The sequence below is a fragment of the Alkalibacterium sp. f15 genome, assembly GCF_049389645.1.
Classification (GTDB): Bacteria; Bacillota; Bacilli; order Lactobacillales; family Carnobacteriaceae_A; genus Alkalibacterium.
This window is the reverse complement of sequence record NZ_CP186540.1, coordinates 1952164-1969372: the sequence shown is the minus strand read 5'-3', so window position 1 is coordinate 1969372 and position 17209 is coordinate 1952164. Positions and strand designations below refer to the sequence as shown.

The 17209-nt window shown below is 39.9% G+C and carries 12 protein-coding genes; 2 read left to right on the top strand and 10 right to left on the bottom strand.

Going from position 1 to position 17209, the window contains the following annotated elements; all coding sequences use genetic code 11:
• Positions 1–216: 216 nt before the first annotated feature.
• The 5 genes from ACO1PF_RS09530 to ACO1PF_RS09510 all read right to left on the bottom strand — a co-directional run bounded on the left by ACO1PF_RS09530 (position 217) and on the right by ACO1PF_RS09510 (position 7481).
• Entirely contained in the window at positions 217–933 is a 717-nt protein-coding gene (locus tag ACO1PF_RS09530) for an MIP/aquaporin family protein (protein ID WP_423188817.1), read from the bottom strand.
• Positions 930–2768: a type 1 glycerol-3-phosphate oxidase gene (glpO, locus tag ACO1PF_RS09525; protein WP_423188816.1), complete on the bottom strand. Its 1839-nt coding sequence runs from the start codon at positions 2766–2768 to the stop codon at positions 930–932. Before glpO ends, ACO1PF_RS09530 begins: the two co-directional genes overlap by 4 nt.
• A gap of 15 nt (positions 2769–2783) precedes the next feature.
• A complete protein-coding gene (glpK, locus tag ACO1PF_RS09520) occupies positions 2784–4289 on the bottom strand; it encodes a glycerol kinase GlpK (RefSeq protein ID WP_423188815.1) in 1506 nt (501 codons plus the stop codon).
• A 395-nt stretch (positions 4290–4684) separates the two neighbouring features.
• Positions 4685–6163, bottom strand: a complete 1479-nt coding sequence (locus ACO1PF_RS09515; protein WP_423188814.1) for a helix-turn-helix domain-containing protein — start codon at positions 6161–6163, stop codon at positions 4685–4687.
• Complete coding sequence (locus tag ACO1PF_RS09510) at positions 6144–7481, bottom strand: FAD-dependent oxidoreductase (RefSeq protein ID WP_423188813.1); 1338 nt, start codon at positions 7479–7481, stop codon at positions 6144–6146. The genes ACO1PF_RS09515 and ACO1PF_RS09510 overlap by 20 nt, the downstream gene beginning before the upstream one ends.
• A 393-nt stretch (positions 7482–7874) precedes the next feature.
• On the opposite strand from ACO1PF_RS09510, the gene ACO1PF_RS09505 reads away from it, so the two are divergent.
• Together ACO1PF_RS09505 and ACO1PF_RS09500 are read left to right on the top strand one after the other, a co-directional pair.
• Positions 7875–8447, top strand: coding sequence for a class I SAM-dependent methyltransferase (locus ACO1PF_RS09505; protein WP_423188812.1), 573 nt, complete (start codon positions 7875–7877; stop codon positions 8445–8447).
• A 94-nt stretch (positions 8448–8541) separates the two neighbouring features.
• Complete coding sequence (locus ACO1PF_RS09500; protein ID WP_423188811.1) at positions 8542–9606, top strand: ATP-grasp domain-containing protein; 1065 nt, start codon at positions 8542–8544, stop codon at positions 9604–9606.
• A 74-nt stretch (positions 9607–9680) separates the two neighbouring features.
• Here the strand turns inward: ACO1PF_RS09500 and ACO1PF_RS09495 are convergent, their stop codons facing one another.
• From ACO1PF_RS09495 to ACO1PF_RS09475, 5 genes are all read right to left on the bottom strand, one after another.
• Positions 9681–10637: an ABC transporter permease gene (locus tag ACO1PF_RS09495; protein ID WP_423188810.1), complete on the bottom strand. Its 957-nt coding sequence runs from the start codon at positions 10635–10637 to the stop codon at positions 9681–9683.
• 2 nt (positions 10638–10639) lie between these two features.
• Positions 10640–11716, bottom strand: a complete 1077-nt coding sequence (locus tag ACO1PF_RS09490) for an ABC transporter permease (RefSeq protein WP_423190543.1) — start codon at positions 11714–11716, stop codon at positions 10640–10642.
• The gene (locus ACO1PF_RS09485; RefSeq protein ID WP_423190542.1) at positions 11700–13253 is read right to left on the bottom strand and encodes an ABC transporter ATP-binding protein; all 1554 of its coding nucleotides are present in this window, start codon (positions 13251–13253) and stop codon (positions 11700–11702) included. Before ACO1PF_RS09485 ends, ACO1PF_RS09490 begins: the two co-directional genes overlap by 17 nt.
• Before the next feature lie 191 nt (positions 13254–13444).
• Complete coding sequence (locus tag ACO1PF_RS09480; RefSeq protein ID WP_423190541.1) at positions 13445–14569, bottom strand: BMP family lipoprotein; 1125 nt, start codon at positions 14567–14569, stop codon at positions 13445–13447.
• Positions 14570–14771: 202 nt separating this feature from the next.
• A complete protein-coding gene (locus tag ACO1PF_RS09475) occupies positions 14772–17123 on the bottom strand; it encodes a DNA translocase FtsK (protein WP_423188809.1) in 2352 nt (783 codons plus the stop codon).
• Positions 17124–17209: the final 86 nt, after the last annotated feature.

Here is a 17209-nt window from a genome sequence, read left to right as displayed (position 1 = left end):
GACACTATAGACCGGCTGTTTTGAACGGCAACCCTATCTTTTTTTCTGGAGCAGATTGTCCAATAGTAAAATGAGTTTCTATCTATCCAAGTTCCTCCGTTGCAAGAACGATGCAGGCCCTTTGTGAGCACCTTCCTGATTATAGAATTCAAGGAAAAAAGCCTCCTTTTTATACACATTAGATGTATAAACAGGAGGCTTTTTATTTATGATAAATTAAATAATGACCAGATAGAGTAAAGCTGCAATAACGCCGCCTAACATTGGCGCTGCTATTGGGATCCATGCGTATGCCCAATCTGAAGTTCCTTTATTTGGGATTGGTAGAAATTGATGTGCCAGACGCGGACCTAAGTCACGTGCAGGGTTGATTGCGTAGCCTGTTGCTCCTCCTAGTGAAAGACCAATTGAAAGTATCAATACCCCTACGACTAATGGATTTAGTCCATCAGCGAATATGTTTTTCCCAAACATCATAAGTGCGAATACCAGTACAAAAGTACCAATTGTTTCTGATATTATATTGCTGACCGTGTGGCGAATCGCGGGGCCTGTTGAAAATATCCCTAGGATACTGCCTTGATCTTTTGTTTCTTTGAAGTGAGGTAAGTAAGATAACCAAACCAAACCGGCTCCCACAAAACCGCCAATAACTTGAGCAATAATAAAGGGAATAACCAATGCCCACTCAAAATTACCGACAATAGCCATAGCAAGCGTTACAGCAGGGTTTATATGAGCTGGTCCCATCGATCCAGCAACATATACCGCAATTGTTACTGCTGCTCCCCATCCAAGAGCAATAGCAACCCAGCCAGCCCCTTCAGCTTTACTTTTATTCAGGCTTACGCCAGCAACGACACCATCCCCAAGTAAAACCAATATCATTGTTCCTAAAAACTCGCTAAAAATCATCAATGTATCGCCTGTCATTTATTTACATCTCCTTTTAATCTTTTTAAATCAGACTCTGCAACATCTGTTTCCAACTCTTTTTTATAGTTTGCTTTCGCTTCATCCGTCCAGCCATAAAAGCGAGCCATTTCTGTAATCACTGGGTCTATGATGCTATCTAATGTGTCACGCATAAACAACATGTGGTTTGTGCGGCGGATTAAGAAGTCACTTGGTGTAAGAGCCATCTCTTCTTTCATAGCATAGAATAAACTTACAGCATCAGCATGATTTAATCCCTTTACTTGTTGGATTTCATCTAATAAAGCGAATACTTCAGGAGCATTTGAACCATATAAATTAGCAAGATACAGTGCTTCTGATTCACTCAGTCCTTTTTCAATACCTATTTGGGTTAATTTTTCAGTTTCTGCTTCAACTTCTTGTGGGTTGATTTCCCCACCAGATACTGGGTATTTAGCAGAATCGATCAATTCATAAGATAAATTAAAGTTGTTGTGTAAAATTCCAACGACCGCTCTCATCGCTTCAAGGGCCATTTTGCGGTAATCAGTTATCTTACCCCCAGCTACTGTGATCAGTCCATCTTTATCGATATCTAACGCACTCCCACGTGAAATAGCTGACGGGTTAGCTCCTGATTCTGAGTTGCCTGTTTCAATCTTTTTTAATGCATTTTCGACTTCGTGCCGATCAACGTTCCCTTTCTGGTATTGTTCGATCGTTGCAATCACTTTGTCAAAGCTCTCGTCCGAAATCGGCTGGTTGTTTCCCCCATTGTAGTCAGAACCGCCATTTAAAGAGATCAACGGGCGCAATCCTGCCCAGCTCGATTCGATATCGTTGATCGTAATTTCTGCTGTCGGGTACCGATTGTTGACGATCTCTAATAGATAATCCACATCTTCCTGTTCAACAGTTGGATTTGCGAAATCGCCTTTATAGTCTGTGTCCGTTGTTCCAAAGTACGTTTTTTCTTCACGCGGGATCACAAATACCATCCGGCCATCATTTTTACCAGTGTCGAAATAAGTGGGTTGCGGTACTGGCAATTTTTTATTGTCTACCACTAAATGAACCCCTTTTGTCGGACGCATTTGTGGTTCGGCATCTACTTTGTCATCCATTTGGCGAATCGTATCCGACCAAGGACCTGTTGTGTTCAAGACAACACGTGCTTTGATATCAAATGTTTCCCCAATTAACAAGTCCTCTACGGTTACTCCACTTATTTTGTCATTTTCGTCGTGTAAAATCCCTACCACTTTCATGCGACTGACAATATGTCCGCCATCTGCGGCAGCACGTTTGATGTTTTCAATAACTAAACGAGCATCGTTGTTGCGGTAGTCTAAATATACTCCGGCACCTAATAAGCCCTCGCTTCTCAGTTGCGGTGCGCGTTCTAAAACTTCAGCTTTGGTCAATGTGTAGTTCGCATGTTTTGTTCCGGTAATGTCAGCTAATCGGTCATACAAGTCCATCGCTATTTTTAAGGAGAACATAGAAAAGGTTGACCCAGGTTCGTCATAGATTGGCAAAATCATTGGGTCCGCTTTTGGAATATGCGGTGCGATTCCTTGTACGACCGCACGCTCTTGAACCGTATCTGCTACAACTTCAACATCAAAGTTTTTCAGATAACGTAAGCCCCCGTGTACCAATTTAGTCGAGCGAGAAGACGTCCCTTCTGCAAAGTCCTGCATCTCGACAAGTCCTGTTTTCAGGCCCGAAGCGCTGGCTTGCAATGCCGTTCCAGCGCCTGTGATCCCTCCACCGATAATTAAGACATCTAGTGTTCCTTCTTTTAACGCCTTGACATCTTGCTGTCTTCGTTCGATTGAGAAAACCATAATTTTTCCTCCTTTTTAAGCTTCTGGTTTAAAGAGCTGAGTAGCTTTGACTGCTAGTTTCCAATTTTTGTATAATTTTTCACGCTCAATTTCCGGCATTTGTGGTTCAAAGATACCGCCTTCTTCATACATGCCTTTGATTTCATCCATGCTTTCCCAGAATCCAACAGCTAGACCAGCTAAGTAAGCAGCTCCTAAAGCAGTAGTTTCTAAGTTGTGTGCACGTTGGACTTTAGTGCCTAAGATGTCTGCTTGGAATTGCAATAACCAATCGTTATTGGCAGCTCCTCCATCAACTTTCAATAGTGGAATATCGATGTCTGAGTCTTTGTTCATAGTATCGATAACATCGCGTGTTTGGTAAGCAATAGACTGTAAAGTAGCTTTTACAAAGTCCTCTTTAGTTGTTCCGCGGTTCAATCCAAAAACGGATCCTCGTGCTTCTGAATCCCAGTAAGGTGCACCCAGTCCGGTGAAGGCAGGCACGACAAAGACTTCATTGTCATTTTTTGAAGCTTCAGCAAGTGCTTCTGAGTCAGCTGAATTCTCAATCATTTTTAATCCATCACGCAACCATTGAATAGAAGATCCAGATACAAAGATACTTCCTTCTAAAGCATAATAAATTTTACCACCGATGCCGTAGCCGATTGTGGTCAGCAGGTTGTTTTCGGATAATTGCGGTTTTTCGCCTGTATTCATCACGATAAATGAACCTGTTCCGTAAGTGTTTTTCACCATGCCTGGTTCGAAAGCCATTTGGCCGAATAAAGCAGCTTGTTGGTCTCCAGCCATTCCTGAGATAGGTGTGTTGGCACCGTAAAAGTGGTAGTTGGTTGTATGACCGTAAACTTCTGAGTTGGATTTGACATCCGGCATCATAATGCGCGGGATATTTAATATATCTAAAATTTCTTGATCCCATTCCAAGTTATGAATATTGAACAACATCGTTCGGCTGGCATTTGAATAGTCGGTAACGAATGATTCTCCACCCGTTAATTTCCATACCAACCAAGTGTCTACCGTCCCAAAGAGCAGTTCACCTTTTTCAGCACGTTCTTGAGCACCTTCGACGTGGTCAAGGATCCAACGAATTTTAGTAGCTGAGAAATACGAGTCAATGATCAACCCGGTCTTTTCATGGATCATTTTTGAATGTCCCGCTTCATGCAGTTCGGTTGCGATTGGTGCTGATTGACGCGATTGCCAAACAATAGCGTTGTATATGGGACTTCCCGTTTCTTTGTCCCAGATGATGGTTGTTTCCCTTTGGTTTGTTATACCGATCGCGGCGATTTCTTCAGGTTTGACACCAGATTCAATAAAGGACCCAGCAATCACTGATTGGACCGAATTCCAGATTTCATTCGGATTGTGTTCTACCCAGCCGCTTTGTGGGAAGATTTGGGTAAATTCTTTTTGCGAGCTGCCGATTGTATTTGTTGCTTTATCATAAATAATAGCTCTTGAGCTAGTTGTTCCTTGGTCAATAGCCATAATATATTTTTTCTCTGTCATGATTAATTTCCTCCTTGTTTTTGCAAACGTTTTCTTTACTTGTTTAGTATAACCGTTTTCATCATGTTAAAAATGTCATCTTTTTTGGGTTTTTAAAATTTTTTGATAGGTTTTATCTTTTTGATATCACATCGTGTCAAACAACCTTTAAAGAAAATCATCTGACATATGGTATTTGTATTCCAAAATAAATGTTTTTCTGGAACAAACGGGCGTACTTATAAAGAGCCATGAGATAACCCGAAGTCTTTGGCCTTCTAGGCTTTGAATACTTTTCATGGCTACAAGCAACCACTATTCTTCACCAATTTCGGATAAGCCATTAAACGAAACTACCAACACTATGAAATCATAAACCAAAAAGAACAAGCATCAGCGGAATTACTGAGCTTGTTCTAAGAATGGAGTTCTTGAATGATCCTCTGGATATTTTTCATATCAAAGGATGACGAGATTTCAGATAAGACATACACTTTGGCATCACCGTAACAGTCTTTCTTTATTGCTTGCTCATTGGTGAGAATGAGATCGTACGATTTAACCGGCTGATAGACTTCTACCTTTATGCCGTTGATATGACGCATATTTAGTATAAGCAGCTGGTTTAGTGTTTCGGTGTAAAATTTTTCCATTTTCAAATCGATCCCGATTTTCACAATGGTCCTCATCTTAAAAGAAGCCATTGCCAGCAGACTGATGTATTTCAGCAGATCCATTTTCACCGATTGAGTTTCTTCTGCTCTCAGTATACCGAATTTAGTAGTACTGATACCGAGTAATTTATGGGCAAATGAGACCATTTTTCGACCGGCAAACTGTTTTTCTTTTGCCAACAGCTCTTCAAAGGCATAGACTTCCATATCTCCTTGGAAGAAATACAATTTTGTGTGGATATGAGACAGGTGGTAGTGCATGTCACGTTCCAACATGTACGGCAATTTACGGAACTTGTAGTGAATAATAATGGTCTCCACAATATATGTATCCAGCGTCGCAATCGGTGCACGGCGATCGCGTTCCAACGTGTATTCATGAAAATCATGTTCATTCAATATCGGAAAAGCCAGAAAAAATGCAAAGTGTAGCATGGCCTCTTCTTCATCGACTTCTATTGAATACCGGCTGAAGTAGCGCAAAACCATAATGCGGATCTTTTGATACAATGGATCTTCTAAATAAGGCTGCATGTGATCGCGCAATGAAGTATATTGTTTACTTTTGCTGTTGACGCGGTTTTTACTGATCATCATCCAAGTGTTGAATCGTTGCCTGTTCGTTGGTTCAATCGTGATGTGCAGAAAACTCTCCACGGCCTGTAACATTTGAGCAATTTGCTTACTGGTATGCGAGGCGACGAGGGCTTCTTTGTTTTCGATATAGCTGAAAAATTGGAAGTAGAAATGCCGGATATGCAGCTCTTCACCGTGCATTTGACCATTACGAATTTTGATACCAAATTCTTTCAAGAAACTGTTCAATTCCTTTATTTTACGGAATAAGGAAGAATCACTGATCGCCAGTTCTTGCGTCAGCTGAGTAATCGAAAATTCTTGATGCTTAAACAAAAAACGGATCAGATTTACTTTGACTGACTGATTCAAATAAAGTTTATAAATATGCTGCAAGGAAAAGTCGTTGCTCATAGTCAAGAAAATAAACTGTCCATCAAAAGTAACCTGCACCTGATCTGCAAGAGACTCTATCCGAAAAGAGATGGATTCCAAATCCTTCTCTAAAGAAGCCTTAGCGATGCTCAAATATTCCAGCATATTTGCATAAGAGAGCTTTCCACCGTTTAGAACGAGTTGTTTGAAAATCGTGACTTCTCTAATGTCATTTTTTTCAAGGAAATGTTCAATTTTCAATGTTGTCATCCCTCATTTCCAGCCAAGAAACAAAATTAGTGGCCGAAATCAGTTGAGAAAAAGATGGGTGGAAGAAATACTCTTTTTGCTGCAACTCTTCCAAAGTTTGCTTGGTTTGAATGGCCAACGCTAATGTATTGATTTTTTCCAAAATATTTGACGAAGAAATCAGTTGAGCCCCAAGCAAAACGTGACTTGTTGTATCATAAATCCATTTGATTGTTACCGTATCGGTATCTGGCAGACTGTTTAGACGCACTTCCTGGATATAAGCTTTGACCGTTTGCCCCGAAAACACACTTTCGGCTTCCGTCATGCCCGTGCTGGCAATGTAGTAGCCAAAAAGGAAAGTCCCAATCGTTCGCAAAGAACCTTTAAAAGCCGTCTCTGGTTGGATAAGATTTGCAGCCGCCACGATTCCTGTTCGGACAGCATTGTTCACAAGCGGAATATACTCGGTTTCTTCGCCATCTCCATACGCAAGTTGGATGCAATCCCCAACAGCAAAAACATCTTCCACCGATGTCCGCATATAGCGATCGACCTCAATGGTTTGATCCGTGTGAAGACGAATCAAACCATCTAAAAAAGATAAGTTCGGTCTTACATTAACACCTAAAATAGCGGTATCACTCGTTACCGTTTCATTGCCAAATCGAACCGTTACTGGTTGATTCGCTTCAGTTTCGATAGACGAAACCGTTTGGTTCAAGCGTAAATCGATCCCCACTTCAACCATTCTCTCTTGTACCACCTGGATCATATCTTTATCAAAGTACTTGAATAACACATAGTCCAGACTTTCAATCAACGTAACTTGCTTTTGCTGCTTGCTTAGTAAAAAAGCCGCTTCTACTCCAACTTGACCAGCTCCGATGATCGTGACGCTTTGGCTCGCTTCCATTTTGGCTAAAGCTACAACCGCCTCATGATTTCTTTTGTACTTCAAGACATTCTCACCATCACTGCCAATAATTTTTTGCGATAATTGGCTCGAACCCGTTGCAATGATCAATTTGTCATAGGTAATCGTCGACTCTTTCCCATAAAAGAGATAGTCAACTGTTTTGTGAACCGTATGGATTTTTTCAACGGCTGCTTCAAGAAAACATTGGATATTTTTCTTTTCTAGCTGTTCTTTTGTGATGAAGTAGGCTGCATCTAAATCAGCAATTCTATTTTCCCAATACAAGTGAAGTCCATTCGGAATATAACCTAACATAGACTGCTTTTCCAGCAAAATGATTTCTGCATCGGACTGTTTCTTTCGTATTTCTAAAGCCGCTGATACTCCAGCAAAAGAGGCCCCTATAATTACCACTTTCATACCGTTACCCCTTGTCAATGTATTTTCAGTTAGTATAACACAGAGAAGAGCGCTTACGCTTGGACAAAAATTAGTATCATAAATGGATTTTTTTAGTTTTTGGGACTCGATCCAAGACATCAGCAATGCGTTGGTTTGAGTAATCTTCTTGTATTCAGAAGAGCATTTTATGCCCTCTCTGAATAAGACAGATGTTTCCCCCTTGCCTGATAATCTATTATCGTAGCAGTGTGTCATGTGAATTGATCCTTCTCTAATGATAGTATGGTAACTTCAAGATGATATGAAGTTATCATGGCGTTTTTATATGTTAGACTTGGTGTTCAAGTTCATTATATAATCCGGCAATAAAAGTATTATCTAAAAATCAAATTGATTATTCCCTTAAGGAGAGTGAAACAATTGTTACCTTCAGCATTATCTTTCACCCATTCATTGATCAAAGAAGTTGTCCAGGTCGGAGACACGGTGGTTGATGCCACTGTCGGTAACGGTCATGACACCCTGCTGCTTGCCGAGTGTGTCGGAGAAACTGGCCATGTCATTGGGTTTGATATTCAAAAGATAGCCATTGAGACAACGCAGGATAAACTCAATGAAGCAAAATTAGCGCATCGTGTGAGCCTTTATCATAAAGGACACGAAGAAATAAACACTGTTCTTTCTTCTTCAACAGATTTATCTGTGGTGGTATATAATTTAGGCTATTTACCTAAAGGAGACAAAAACATTATAACCACACCAAAAACAACTTTAAAGAGTATTGAACAAGCACTCAATCACTTAAAGAGTAAAGGTATGGTGCTTTTGATGATCTATTATGGGCACGAAGGTGGGGAAACGGAAAAAGATGCGGTACTTGATTATGTTAAGCAACTTCCACAAAATGAATTTTCTGTTTTACAGTACCAGTTTATAAATCAAACTAATTCACCACCTTTTCTAATTGCAATCGAAAAACGTTGACTTCAAATGTTTGTAAGTGCTTTTATAATGATGTAGAATAATTATTAAATCTACTTGTTAAAAATTTTGTAATTTCTTATAAAAGGAGACCCCTATGGAAAACCTAACTGTTTTAGTTACGTCAATCGACACGCCTACCGCGCTCGGTGTTCTGAAAGGTTTAAAAGAAATTAAACACATTAAAATAATTGGTATAAACTCTCGGACGCTTACAGCTGGCAATGTCTTCTGTGACCGAGTCTACCGTGTACCAAGGTTCACTGAAAACAAAGACGATTATTTTAAACAACTAAAAGAAATCATTGATAAAGAACACGTTCAGGCTGTTTTTCCAAGCCATCCTCAAGAAATTAATTTATATGAAGATTATAAACAACACCTGAAAATACCTTTTGCCTTACCTAATAGTTCCCATTTTAATCGATTAACGCATAAAGACACGACCTATCATTGGCTTAACGAGCATGGTTTCAGTAAATATATCCCTACTTACTATACGTTTAACTCACATGACGAATTAGCGGATCTTATTCATAACGAATTTAAAGATGAAGAGGAACTTGTTATCAAAAACACCTCGGGATATGTGGAATCAGATTTCACTTTATTGACACATCGCGATAAATTTATAGAAGCCATCGAAACACAACAGTCTCATGTTTTTGCGTTTGAAGATTATTTAGCTACACACAATACTGATCACCGGATGGTTATGAAGAAATTAGATCAACCTGAATTCAGTGTTGATTTATATATTTATGATACTAAAACTGTTGTGAGCGTTCCTCGTCAGCGTATTGGTGTCGCGAATGGTATAGTCTTAGATGGTACACTCATTGAACATACTAAACTCATAGCCATTTCTATAGATATTGCTGAAGCGATCATTGATGAAGGCTTTATTAATCTGCAGTTCATGAAAGAAGACGGCAACTTTAGGCTGACAGATGTTAATACTCATTTTTGCGACAGTCAAGTCATGTCTCTAGGAGCTGGTGTGAATTTCCCGGAATTATTCTTAACTTACAATTTAACAGATGAAAGACCTATACCAAGACCCAAATGGAATACACGAATGGTCCGTTATAGCGAAAGTGTGTTTTTTCATAGTTATAATGCAGATGATGAACCGGCTGTCTGGACGGCCCCTGATGAATAAAAACACTTAAACAGAAAAAAAGTCATTCGATAAAAACTATCGAATGACTCTTTTTCTGTTTAAAATCGATTTGATTATTTAGATTTGATAAAGGTTTTTCCTATGTCTTTAGGTGCGACAGATCGGCCAACTACACTGACTAAAATAATAATCGTCAATAGATATGGCAGGATTTGTAACCAAATACCCGGTATGTCTTGAACAATTGGAATATAGTTCCCAATACGAGCTAGACTTTGAGCAAAGCCAAAGAAGATTGCTGCTCCCATTGCACCCAATGGATTCCATTTACCAAAGATCATAGCAGCCATCGATATAAAGCCTTGTCCGGCTACGGTTAAAATACCAAATTCATTGTGGATGGCTTGAGCTTGAATCGCACCACCGATACCACCTAAGAATCCGGAAATCAATACGCCAGCATACTTCATTAAGTAAACATTGATTCCTAATGTTTCTGCAGCATGCGGATGTTCACCAACGGAACGTAAACGTAAGCCAAATTTCGTCTTGAACATGATTACCCATGCAAGAATTGCGACAAGTATACCTAGATAAGCAGGTCCGGAAGTGTTACGGAAAAATATTGGACCTATAACAGGTATTCTATCAAGCAGGAAAATATTGGAACGACCGAATGATCGACCTAAAGGTCCTGTTTGCGCAGCGCCATAAATGGCTCTTGTTAAAAATACCGCTATAGCAGGAGCAGCTAAGTTAATAACCGTACCTGAAACGATATGGTCGGCACGAAACTGAATAGTTGCTACAGCATGGATGAGTGAGAATAAAATCCCAATAAGTCCCCCAGCAAGTAGTCCTAACCAAGGCGTCATGTTACCAAATGTATTATAAAAAGCGAGATTAAAGATAGCTGACATAAAAGCACCCATGACCATGATGCCTTCTAGTCCAATGTTAACGACCCCACTACGTTCAGAGAAACAGCCCCCTATGGCAGTAAAGATTAATGGAGCGGCATAGATCAGAGAACTTGAAACGATCAATTGTAATAAAGATATAGTGTTCATGCCTATTGTCCTCCTTCTTCTACAGTCTTGGTGCGTTTTATTTTATCCAATAGTAAACGAATAATGTAATTCGCTCCTACGAAGAAAATAATGGCAGCGATAACGATATCAGCCATTTCATCTGGCACGCCTGCACGGTTTGGCATAAATCCAGCACCGACATCTAAGACACCGAATAAAATTGAGGAGAAGAAAATACCGATAGGATTACCTAGACCAAGTAAGGCAACGGCAATTCCGTTGAAGCCTAAACTTGGTAGACCACTTTGAGTAAAGATGTTTCCAAACGTACCTAATCCATGAATAGCTCCACCAAAGCCAGCTAAACCGCCACTGATCATCATAGACAAGATGATGTTTCTTTTGGCACTCATTCCGGCATATGTCGAAGCATCTGGATTTAATCCTACAGCTCTTAATTCAAATCCAGCTGTCATTTGAGTCATGAAGACCCAATATAAAATTACAACAATGATAGCCATGAATAGGCCCATGTTAACGCGAGAATTTTGTGTGAGTTGTGATAACCACCCTACACTAAGATTTGCATTTTCACCGACACGATCAGATGTATTTCCTGTTGCTAAAACATTACGAATAATATAGTTCGTTAAATGAAGGGCAGTATAATTCAACATGATCGTGACAATAACTTCACTGGTACCAAAGTAAGCACGTAAGGCACCGGCAATACCCGCCCAGATAGCCCCCGCAATAATAGCAGCACCAATACTTAGTGTCAGCAATAAAATTCTTGGTAAGTCAGGTAAACTTAACGCTACCCAAATTGCAGCAACCCAACCTGCAAGGAGCTGTCCAGCTACTCCGATATTAAAGAAACCTGCTTTAAATGCAATGGCAAATCCTAAACCAGTAAAAGTCAATACTGTCGCTTGCCTTAATGCTTCACCTATAAAGTATGGGCTATTGAAAACACCCATTAACATGGCTTGATATGCTAGTAGAGGATTATATCCGAAGAACAACATGAGAACTGCTCCAAAAACAAATCCTAAAATAATAGAAAATAGGGGAATAAGTAACGCATCTAGTCTATCTTGGTTAGTCGTTAGCAACAGTCTCACGCTCCTTTTTATCTTCATCTGTTGATTCCTGTTTCGCTTTTTCCAGTGGTACACCAGCCATTAAGAGACCCAATTCATTTTCAGTTGTTTCGTCTGCATTAACGATGGCGATTATCTTGCCATCGTACATGACGGCTATGCGATCTGATACATTCATAACTTCATCTAATTCAAAACTCATGAGTAAAACGGCTTTTCCGTTATCACGTTGTTCAATTAAACGCTTATGGATATATTCGATTGCTCCAACGTCTAGTCCACGTGTCGGCTGTGCTGCAATCAACAATTCCGGATTTCTGTGGATTTCACGGGCAATAATCGCTTTTTGTTGATTTCCACCTGAAAGTGAGCCAGCTGTCGATTCTTCGCTTTGCGTGCGCACATCAAATTCCTCAATCAACATCTGCGCATAATTCTTTATTTCCTTATGATTCAAGAAGCCATTTTTACTGAACGGTTTTTTGTAATACTGTTGTAAAGTTAAATTTTCTTCCAGTTTCATTGGTAAAACTAAACCGTAACGGTGTCTATCTTCCGGAATATGTCCTAAACCTGTCTCTGTTATTTCACGCGGTTTTTTTCCAGTGACATCTTTACCGTTCAATTTAATGGTACCTGATTCCACTTTTGATAAACCGGTAATCGCTTGAATCAGTTCTGATTGACCATTACCGTCAACGCCAGCTATCCCTAAAATTTCACCAGCTTTCACTTCCAAATCAATGCCTTTGACAGCCTCAAGTCCACGAGACTCTTTCACCGTCAGATTTTTAATTTCAAGCACTGGTCCTTGTGGGTCAGCTGCTTTTTTCTCTACTTTAAATGTTACGGAACGTCCAACCATCATATCTGCCAATTCTTGCTGAGATGTTGATTTAACGTCAACTGTATCAATACTTTTACCACGGCGTATTACTGTACAACGGTCAGCAACTTTTTTGATTTCATCTAATTTGTGTGTAATCAAGATGATGGATTTCCCTTCATCTGTCAGCTTTTTCATGATACCCATTAATTCATCAATTTCCTGAGGAGTTAATACCCCTGTCGGTTCATCAAAAATCAGGATATCTGCACCACGAAATAATGTTTTTAAAATCTCTGCACGCTGCTGCATTCCCACACTGATATCTTCAATTCTTGCAGAAGGGTTTACTGTTAAACCATAGCGTTCAGATAACTCTTTGACATCTTTTTCGGCACCTTTTTCGTCCATGAAACCGTACCGGTGTTTTTCTTTACCTAGCATGATATTTTCAGTAACGGTAAATTTATCAACGAGCATAAAATGCTGATGCACCATACCAATACCTAGTTGATTGGCTTTGTCAGGTGAATCGATATTTTCTTTCTTACCATTTACATAAATTTCTCCTGATGTCGGTTCCAACAATCCAGACAAGATGTTCATCAAAGTTGATTTCCCAGCACCGTTCTCACCTAAGAGTGCGTGGATTTCTCCTTTTCTGACATTTAAGTTGATATTATCATTTGCTTTGAATTCGCCAAATTTCTTTGTAATGCCCTTCATTTCAATGACTTTTTCTGTCTGTGCCACTACCGATCCCTCCCTATCATTCGTTATTTTTAATAACCGTAAACATTATCACTCATCATACTTTATAGTGCAAGTAGTTTAATCAAATTATTAGAAAAAGCGCCAGCCCATAGACCAGCGCTCAACTATTAATTTATAATGTTTGTTTTTTCAGTCTTTGATTATTATTCGCTGTATGAGAATTCTGGAACTTCGATTTCTCCATCAATAACTCCTTGACGTGCGTCTTCTACAGATGACCACGCTTCGTCAGACATGTTTCCTTGTACCAAGTCAACGCCTTCTTCTTCTAAACCATAAGCAATGTTTTCTCCACCAGGGAATCCTTCATCCATTGTCAGGTTTGCTGATTGTGAAATAGAAGAACCTACAGCTTTAATAGTAGAAGTTAATGTGAGGTTTCCACCATCATATTCGCCTTCTTCTTCTTGGTCACGGTCAACACCGATTACCCAAATTTGAGTATCAGGATCTGATTCCATACGGTTACGAGCTTCAGTGAATACACCATTACCAACTGCGCCAGCAGCGTGATACACAACGTCTGCACCATTTGCGTACATACCAGCAGCGATTTGTTGTCCGATACCTTCATCAGTAAATGATTCAGCGTACTGAACGTCTACTTCAATACTATCGTCAACGTGAGCTACACCTGCTTCAAAACCAGTTTGGAAACGGTCGATAACTGGACCAGCGATTCCGCCGATAAATCCAACCATACCTGTTTCAGTTGTTTCAGCTGCTGCTACACCTGCTAAGAATGCTGCTTCGTGGTCACGGAATGTTAATGACACTACGTTATCACGATCTGAAATATCATCCACAATACCAAAGTGTTGTTCCGGATTTTGGTCAGCTACATCATTAACTGAATTTAAAAGCTGATAACCGATTCCGTATATAATATCATAATCAGCTGCTAATGCCTGATTCAAATTTGGTACGAAGTCAGATGAATCATTTGATTGAAAATATGCATAGCCATCACCTTCTGATAAACCGTGTTCTTCTCCCCATGCTTGCATACCTTCCCAAGCAGATTGGTTGAATGAACGGTCATCTACGCCGCCTTCATCTGTGATCATAGCGATTGAGAAATCAACAGCTTCTGTTTCTTCACCAGCATCTTCGCCAGCGTCTTCGCCAGCATCTTCGCCAGCATCGGTTCCTGTATCTTCTTCTTCAGTTGCTGGTTCCTCGACTGCTGGATCTGATGCATCTTGTCCTTGACATGCTGCCAATACAAAAGCGGATGACCCAATTGCTAGTAAACTTCTTAATTTCATTTTTGACACGATAATTCCCCCTATTATTATATTATGTATCTTATAAGGGTCAAAGAAACCCTGTTACAGTATAATAACAAAATACTGTAACAAGATAAACTGTTAACCCTTTCATGGATATATAGTAACACTCCTGTAACAAAAAGGAAAGTTAAATTTTTTTAATAAATTAAAATATATCCTATTCAATTTTTAATATATCCTATTCTTCTGTAGTCTCATTTGAACTGTTTAAATACTCCGCGGTCACGAGTACTTCTCTAGGTTTTGATCCTTCATGCGGTCCAACAATGCCTTTCAGTTCCATTTCATCGACAATCCTGGCTGCACGATTATAACCGATCCTGAAACGTCTCTGAAGCAATGATATGCTTGCTGTCTGCATTTCGACGACTAAATCAACGGCATCACCGTATAATTCATCTTCGGATTCACCTGCCTGCGTTTTTGGCTCGTCTTTAGGAATCATTTCTTCGACATAATTGGCTTCCTGCTGATTTTTAACAAAGTTCACTACTGCTTCAACTTCTTCGTCCGAAATGAAGGCACCTTGGACACGGGTCGCTTTATTGGCACCCATCGGTTGGAAGAGCATGTCTCCTCGTCCAAGTAATTTTTCAGCCCCGTTACTGTCTAATATGGTACGAGAATCCGTTCCACTGGATACAGCGAACGCGATCCTTGAAGGTACGTTAGCTTTGATGATACCTGTAATAACGTCCACACTCGGTCTTTGTGTCGCCAAGATCATGTGAATACCTGCCGCACGTGCCATTTGAGCTAATCTTATAATGGCGTCTTCCACTTCGTTTGAAGCAACCATCATCAGGTCAGCCAACTCGTCCACAATAACGACAATATAAGGAAACGGTAATAACCCTTCGTCATTTTCAGCATTTTTCTTTTTAACGAACTGGTTGTACCCTTCCATGTTACGTGTCCCACTGGCCGCAAACATTTCATAACGACGTTCCATCTCCTGTACGACTTTATGCAGAGCTTGGGCTGCTTTCTTAGGATTCGTAACAACCGGGGTCAACAGATGTGGTATCCCGTTGTACACATTCAGCTCAACCATTTTAGGGTCGATCATCATCATTTTCACTTCATTTGGTTTGGCCTTCATTAACAGACTGGTGATTATCCCGTTGATGGAAACAGATTTCCCTGATCCAGTTGCCCCTGCTACAAGCAAGTGCGGCATCTTAGATAAATCAGCCATTGCCACGTTACCAGCAATGTCTCGTCCTAGCGGCACTTCCAATAAGCGCTCCTTATTGTTTATTTGTCCTTCGATCGTATCTCTAAAAGATACCATGCTGACTTCCGAATTTGGTACTTCTATACCAATAACTGACTTACCGGGAATAGGAGCTTCCATCCGAATGTCTTTTGCTGCCAAAGCCAATGCTAAATCATCAGTTAAGCCGACGATCTTGCTGACTTTCACACCCGTAGCTGGTTGGATTTCGTACTTTGTCACAGCTGGTCCAAGATTTGCTTTGGTTACTTTAGCTTTAACACCAAAACTTTCAAACGTTTCTTCCAATTTTTTTACATTTTTCTGGATGATCGAATACTCATCCGATTGATCAATTGCCTCATGTTCATCTAATAATGACACGGGCGGCAGTTTATATGACTGGTTCTCTTCTTCACCAATTTCAAAATCCACCGGTGCTTCTTCCTCTGAACCTTTGTCGCTTTGTTCAGCATTTTTCGCTTTTGAGGCTTGATTTTTTTTGTTGGTTTTTTGTTCATATTTAGCCTGAAGTTCCTGATAACCTTCTATCTCTAAGGCTGTTTGTTCAGCTTCCTGATGCTGTTCTGTTGGATCGTTTGTTTCATTAAGACGAGTGTTCTGTGAGACGACTTCTTGAGGGGGCGTATTTATAGTTTTCTTTTTCGTTTTGGATTTCTTGGATTTAGACTTTTCAGCCTGTTTGGCTTTCAATTGTTTAAACCCATTTCCTACCCAACTCATCAGTGCTTTCAATGCTTTTCTTATCCGGTCAAATAAATCCCGATAAGAAAACTGGAAAAATGTCATGATTCCAAAGAAGACTAACGCTATAATCATCAAGTAAGTACCTACAACGCTGAACAGGAAATAACTTGCACTAAAGAAAATCGAGCCTATTATTCCCCCGCCCAAAGGAGTCCCGATGCTGTTTGATGTGAATTGTGGCCAGAAAAAGCGCCATGTCGCTACGACACTATTGATCGAATCGTTGATAATAGGTGCAAACCATCTTGAATGTAAAAAGACTAACCATGCTGTATAAAGCAGAGCAACTCCTTTTGTTTTTGTTCCTTTCAAACTCGGCCAGTCACCTTTAAGTATTAGATATATTCCTAATCCCAGTAAAATAATAGCTGAAAATGCGTAAGTCTCACCCACGAAAAAGCGCAATATGTTAGTAAAGAATCTACCGACAAAGCCGAATGACCCTAACGTTAAGATACTCATAAATGATAAGATAAATCCTATCCATTCGGGAGCCACTTTATGCTGCTTTTTCTTTGGTCTTCCTCGTTTTTTTGTGCGTGTCATTTCTGCACTCCTTCCTATATATTCTGGTTTATTATAGCATGAAAAATAGAATCAAGGTAGGTCAGCCCTCACTTTAACCAGACTCT

What these genes read in the sequence shown, in the direction of transcription:
- ACO1PF_RS09480 (WP_423190541.1), bottom strand. Translation starts at nt 14,569, where the DNA reads ATGAAATTAAGAAGTTTACTAGCAATTGGGTCATCCGCTTTTGTATTG.
- ACO1PF_RS09475 (WP_423188809.1), bottom strand. Translation starts at nt 17,123, where the DNA reads ATGACACGCACAAAAAAACGAGGAAGACCAAAGAAAAAGCAGCATAAA.
- ACO1PF_RS09485 (WP_423190542.1), bottom strand. Translation starts at nt 13,253, where the DNA reads ATGAAGGGCATTACAAAGAAATTTGGCGAATTCAAAGCAAATGATAAT.
- ACO1PF_RS09530 (WP_423188817.1), bottom strand. Translation starts at nt 933, where the DNA reads ATGACAGGCGATACATTGATGATTTTTAGCGAGTTTTTAGGAACAATG.
- ACO1PF_RS09495 (WP_423188810.1), bottom strand. Translation starts at nt 10,637, where the DNA reads ATGAACACTATATCTTTATTACAATTGATCGTTTCAAGTTCTCTGATC.
- ACO1PF_RS09510 (WP_423188813.1), bottom strand. Translation starts at nt 7,481, where the DNA reads ATGAAAGTGGTAATTATAGGGGCCTCTTTTGCTGGAGTATCAGCGGCT.
- ACO1PF_RS09500 (WP_423188811.1), top strand. Translation starts at nt 8,542, where the DNA reads ATGGAAAACCTAACTGTTTTAGTTACGTCAATCGACACGCCTACCGCG.
- ACO1PF_RS09515 (WP_423188814.1), bottom strand. Translation starts at nt 6,163, where the DNA reads ATGACAACATTGAAAATTGAACATTTCCTTGAAAAAAATGACATTAGA.
- glpO (WP_423188816.1), bottom strand. Translation starts at nt 2,768, where the DNA reads ATGGTTTTCTCAATCGAACGAAGACAGCAAGATGTCAAGGCGTTAAAA.
- glpK (WP_423188815.1), bottom strand. Translation starts at nt 4,289, where the DNA reads ATGACAGAGAAAAAATATATTATGGCTATTGACCAAGGAACAACTAGC.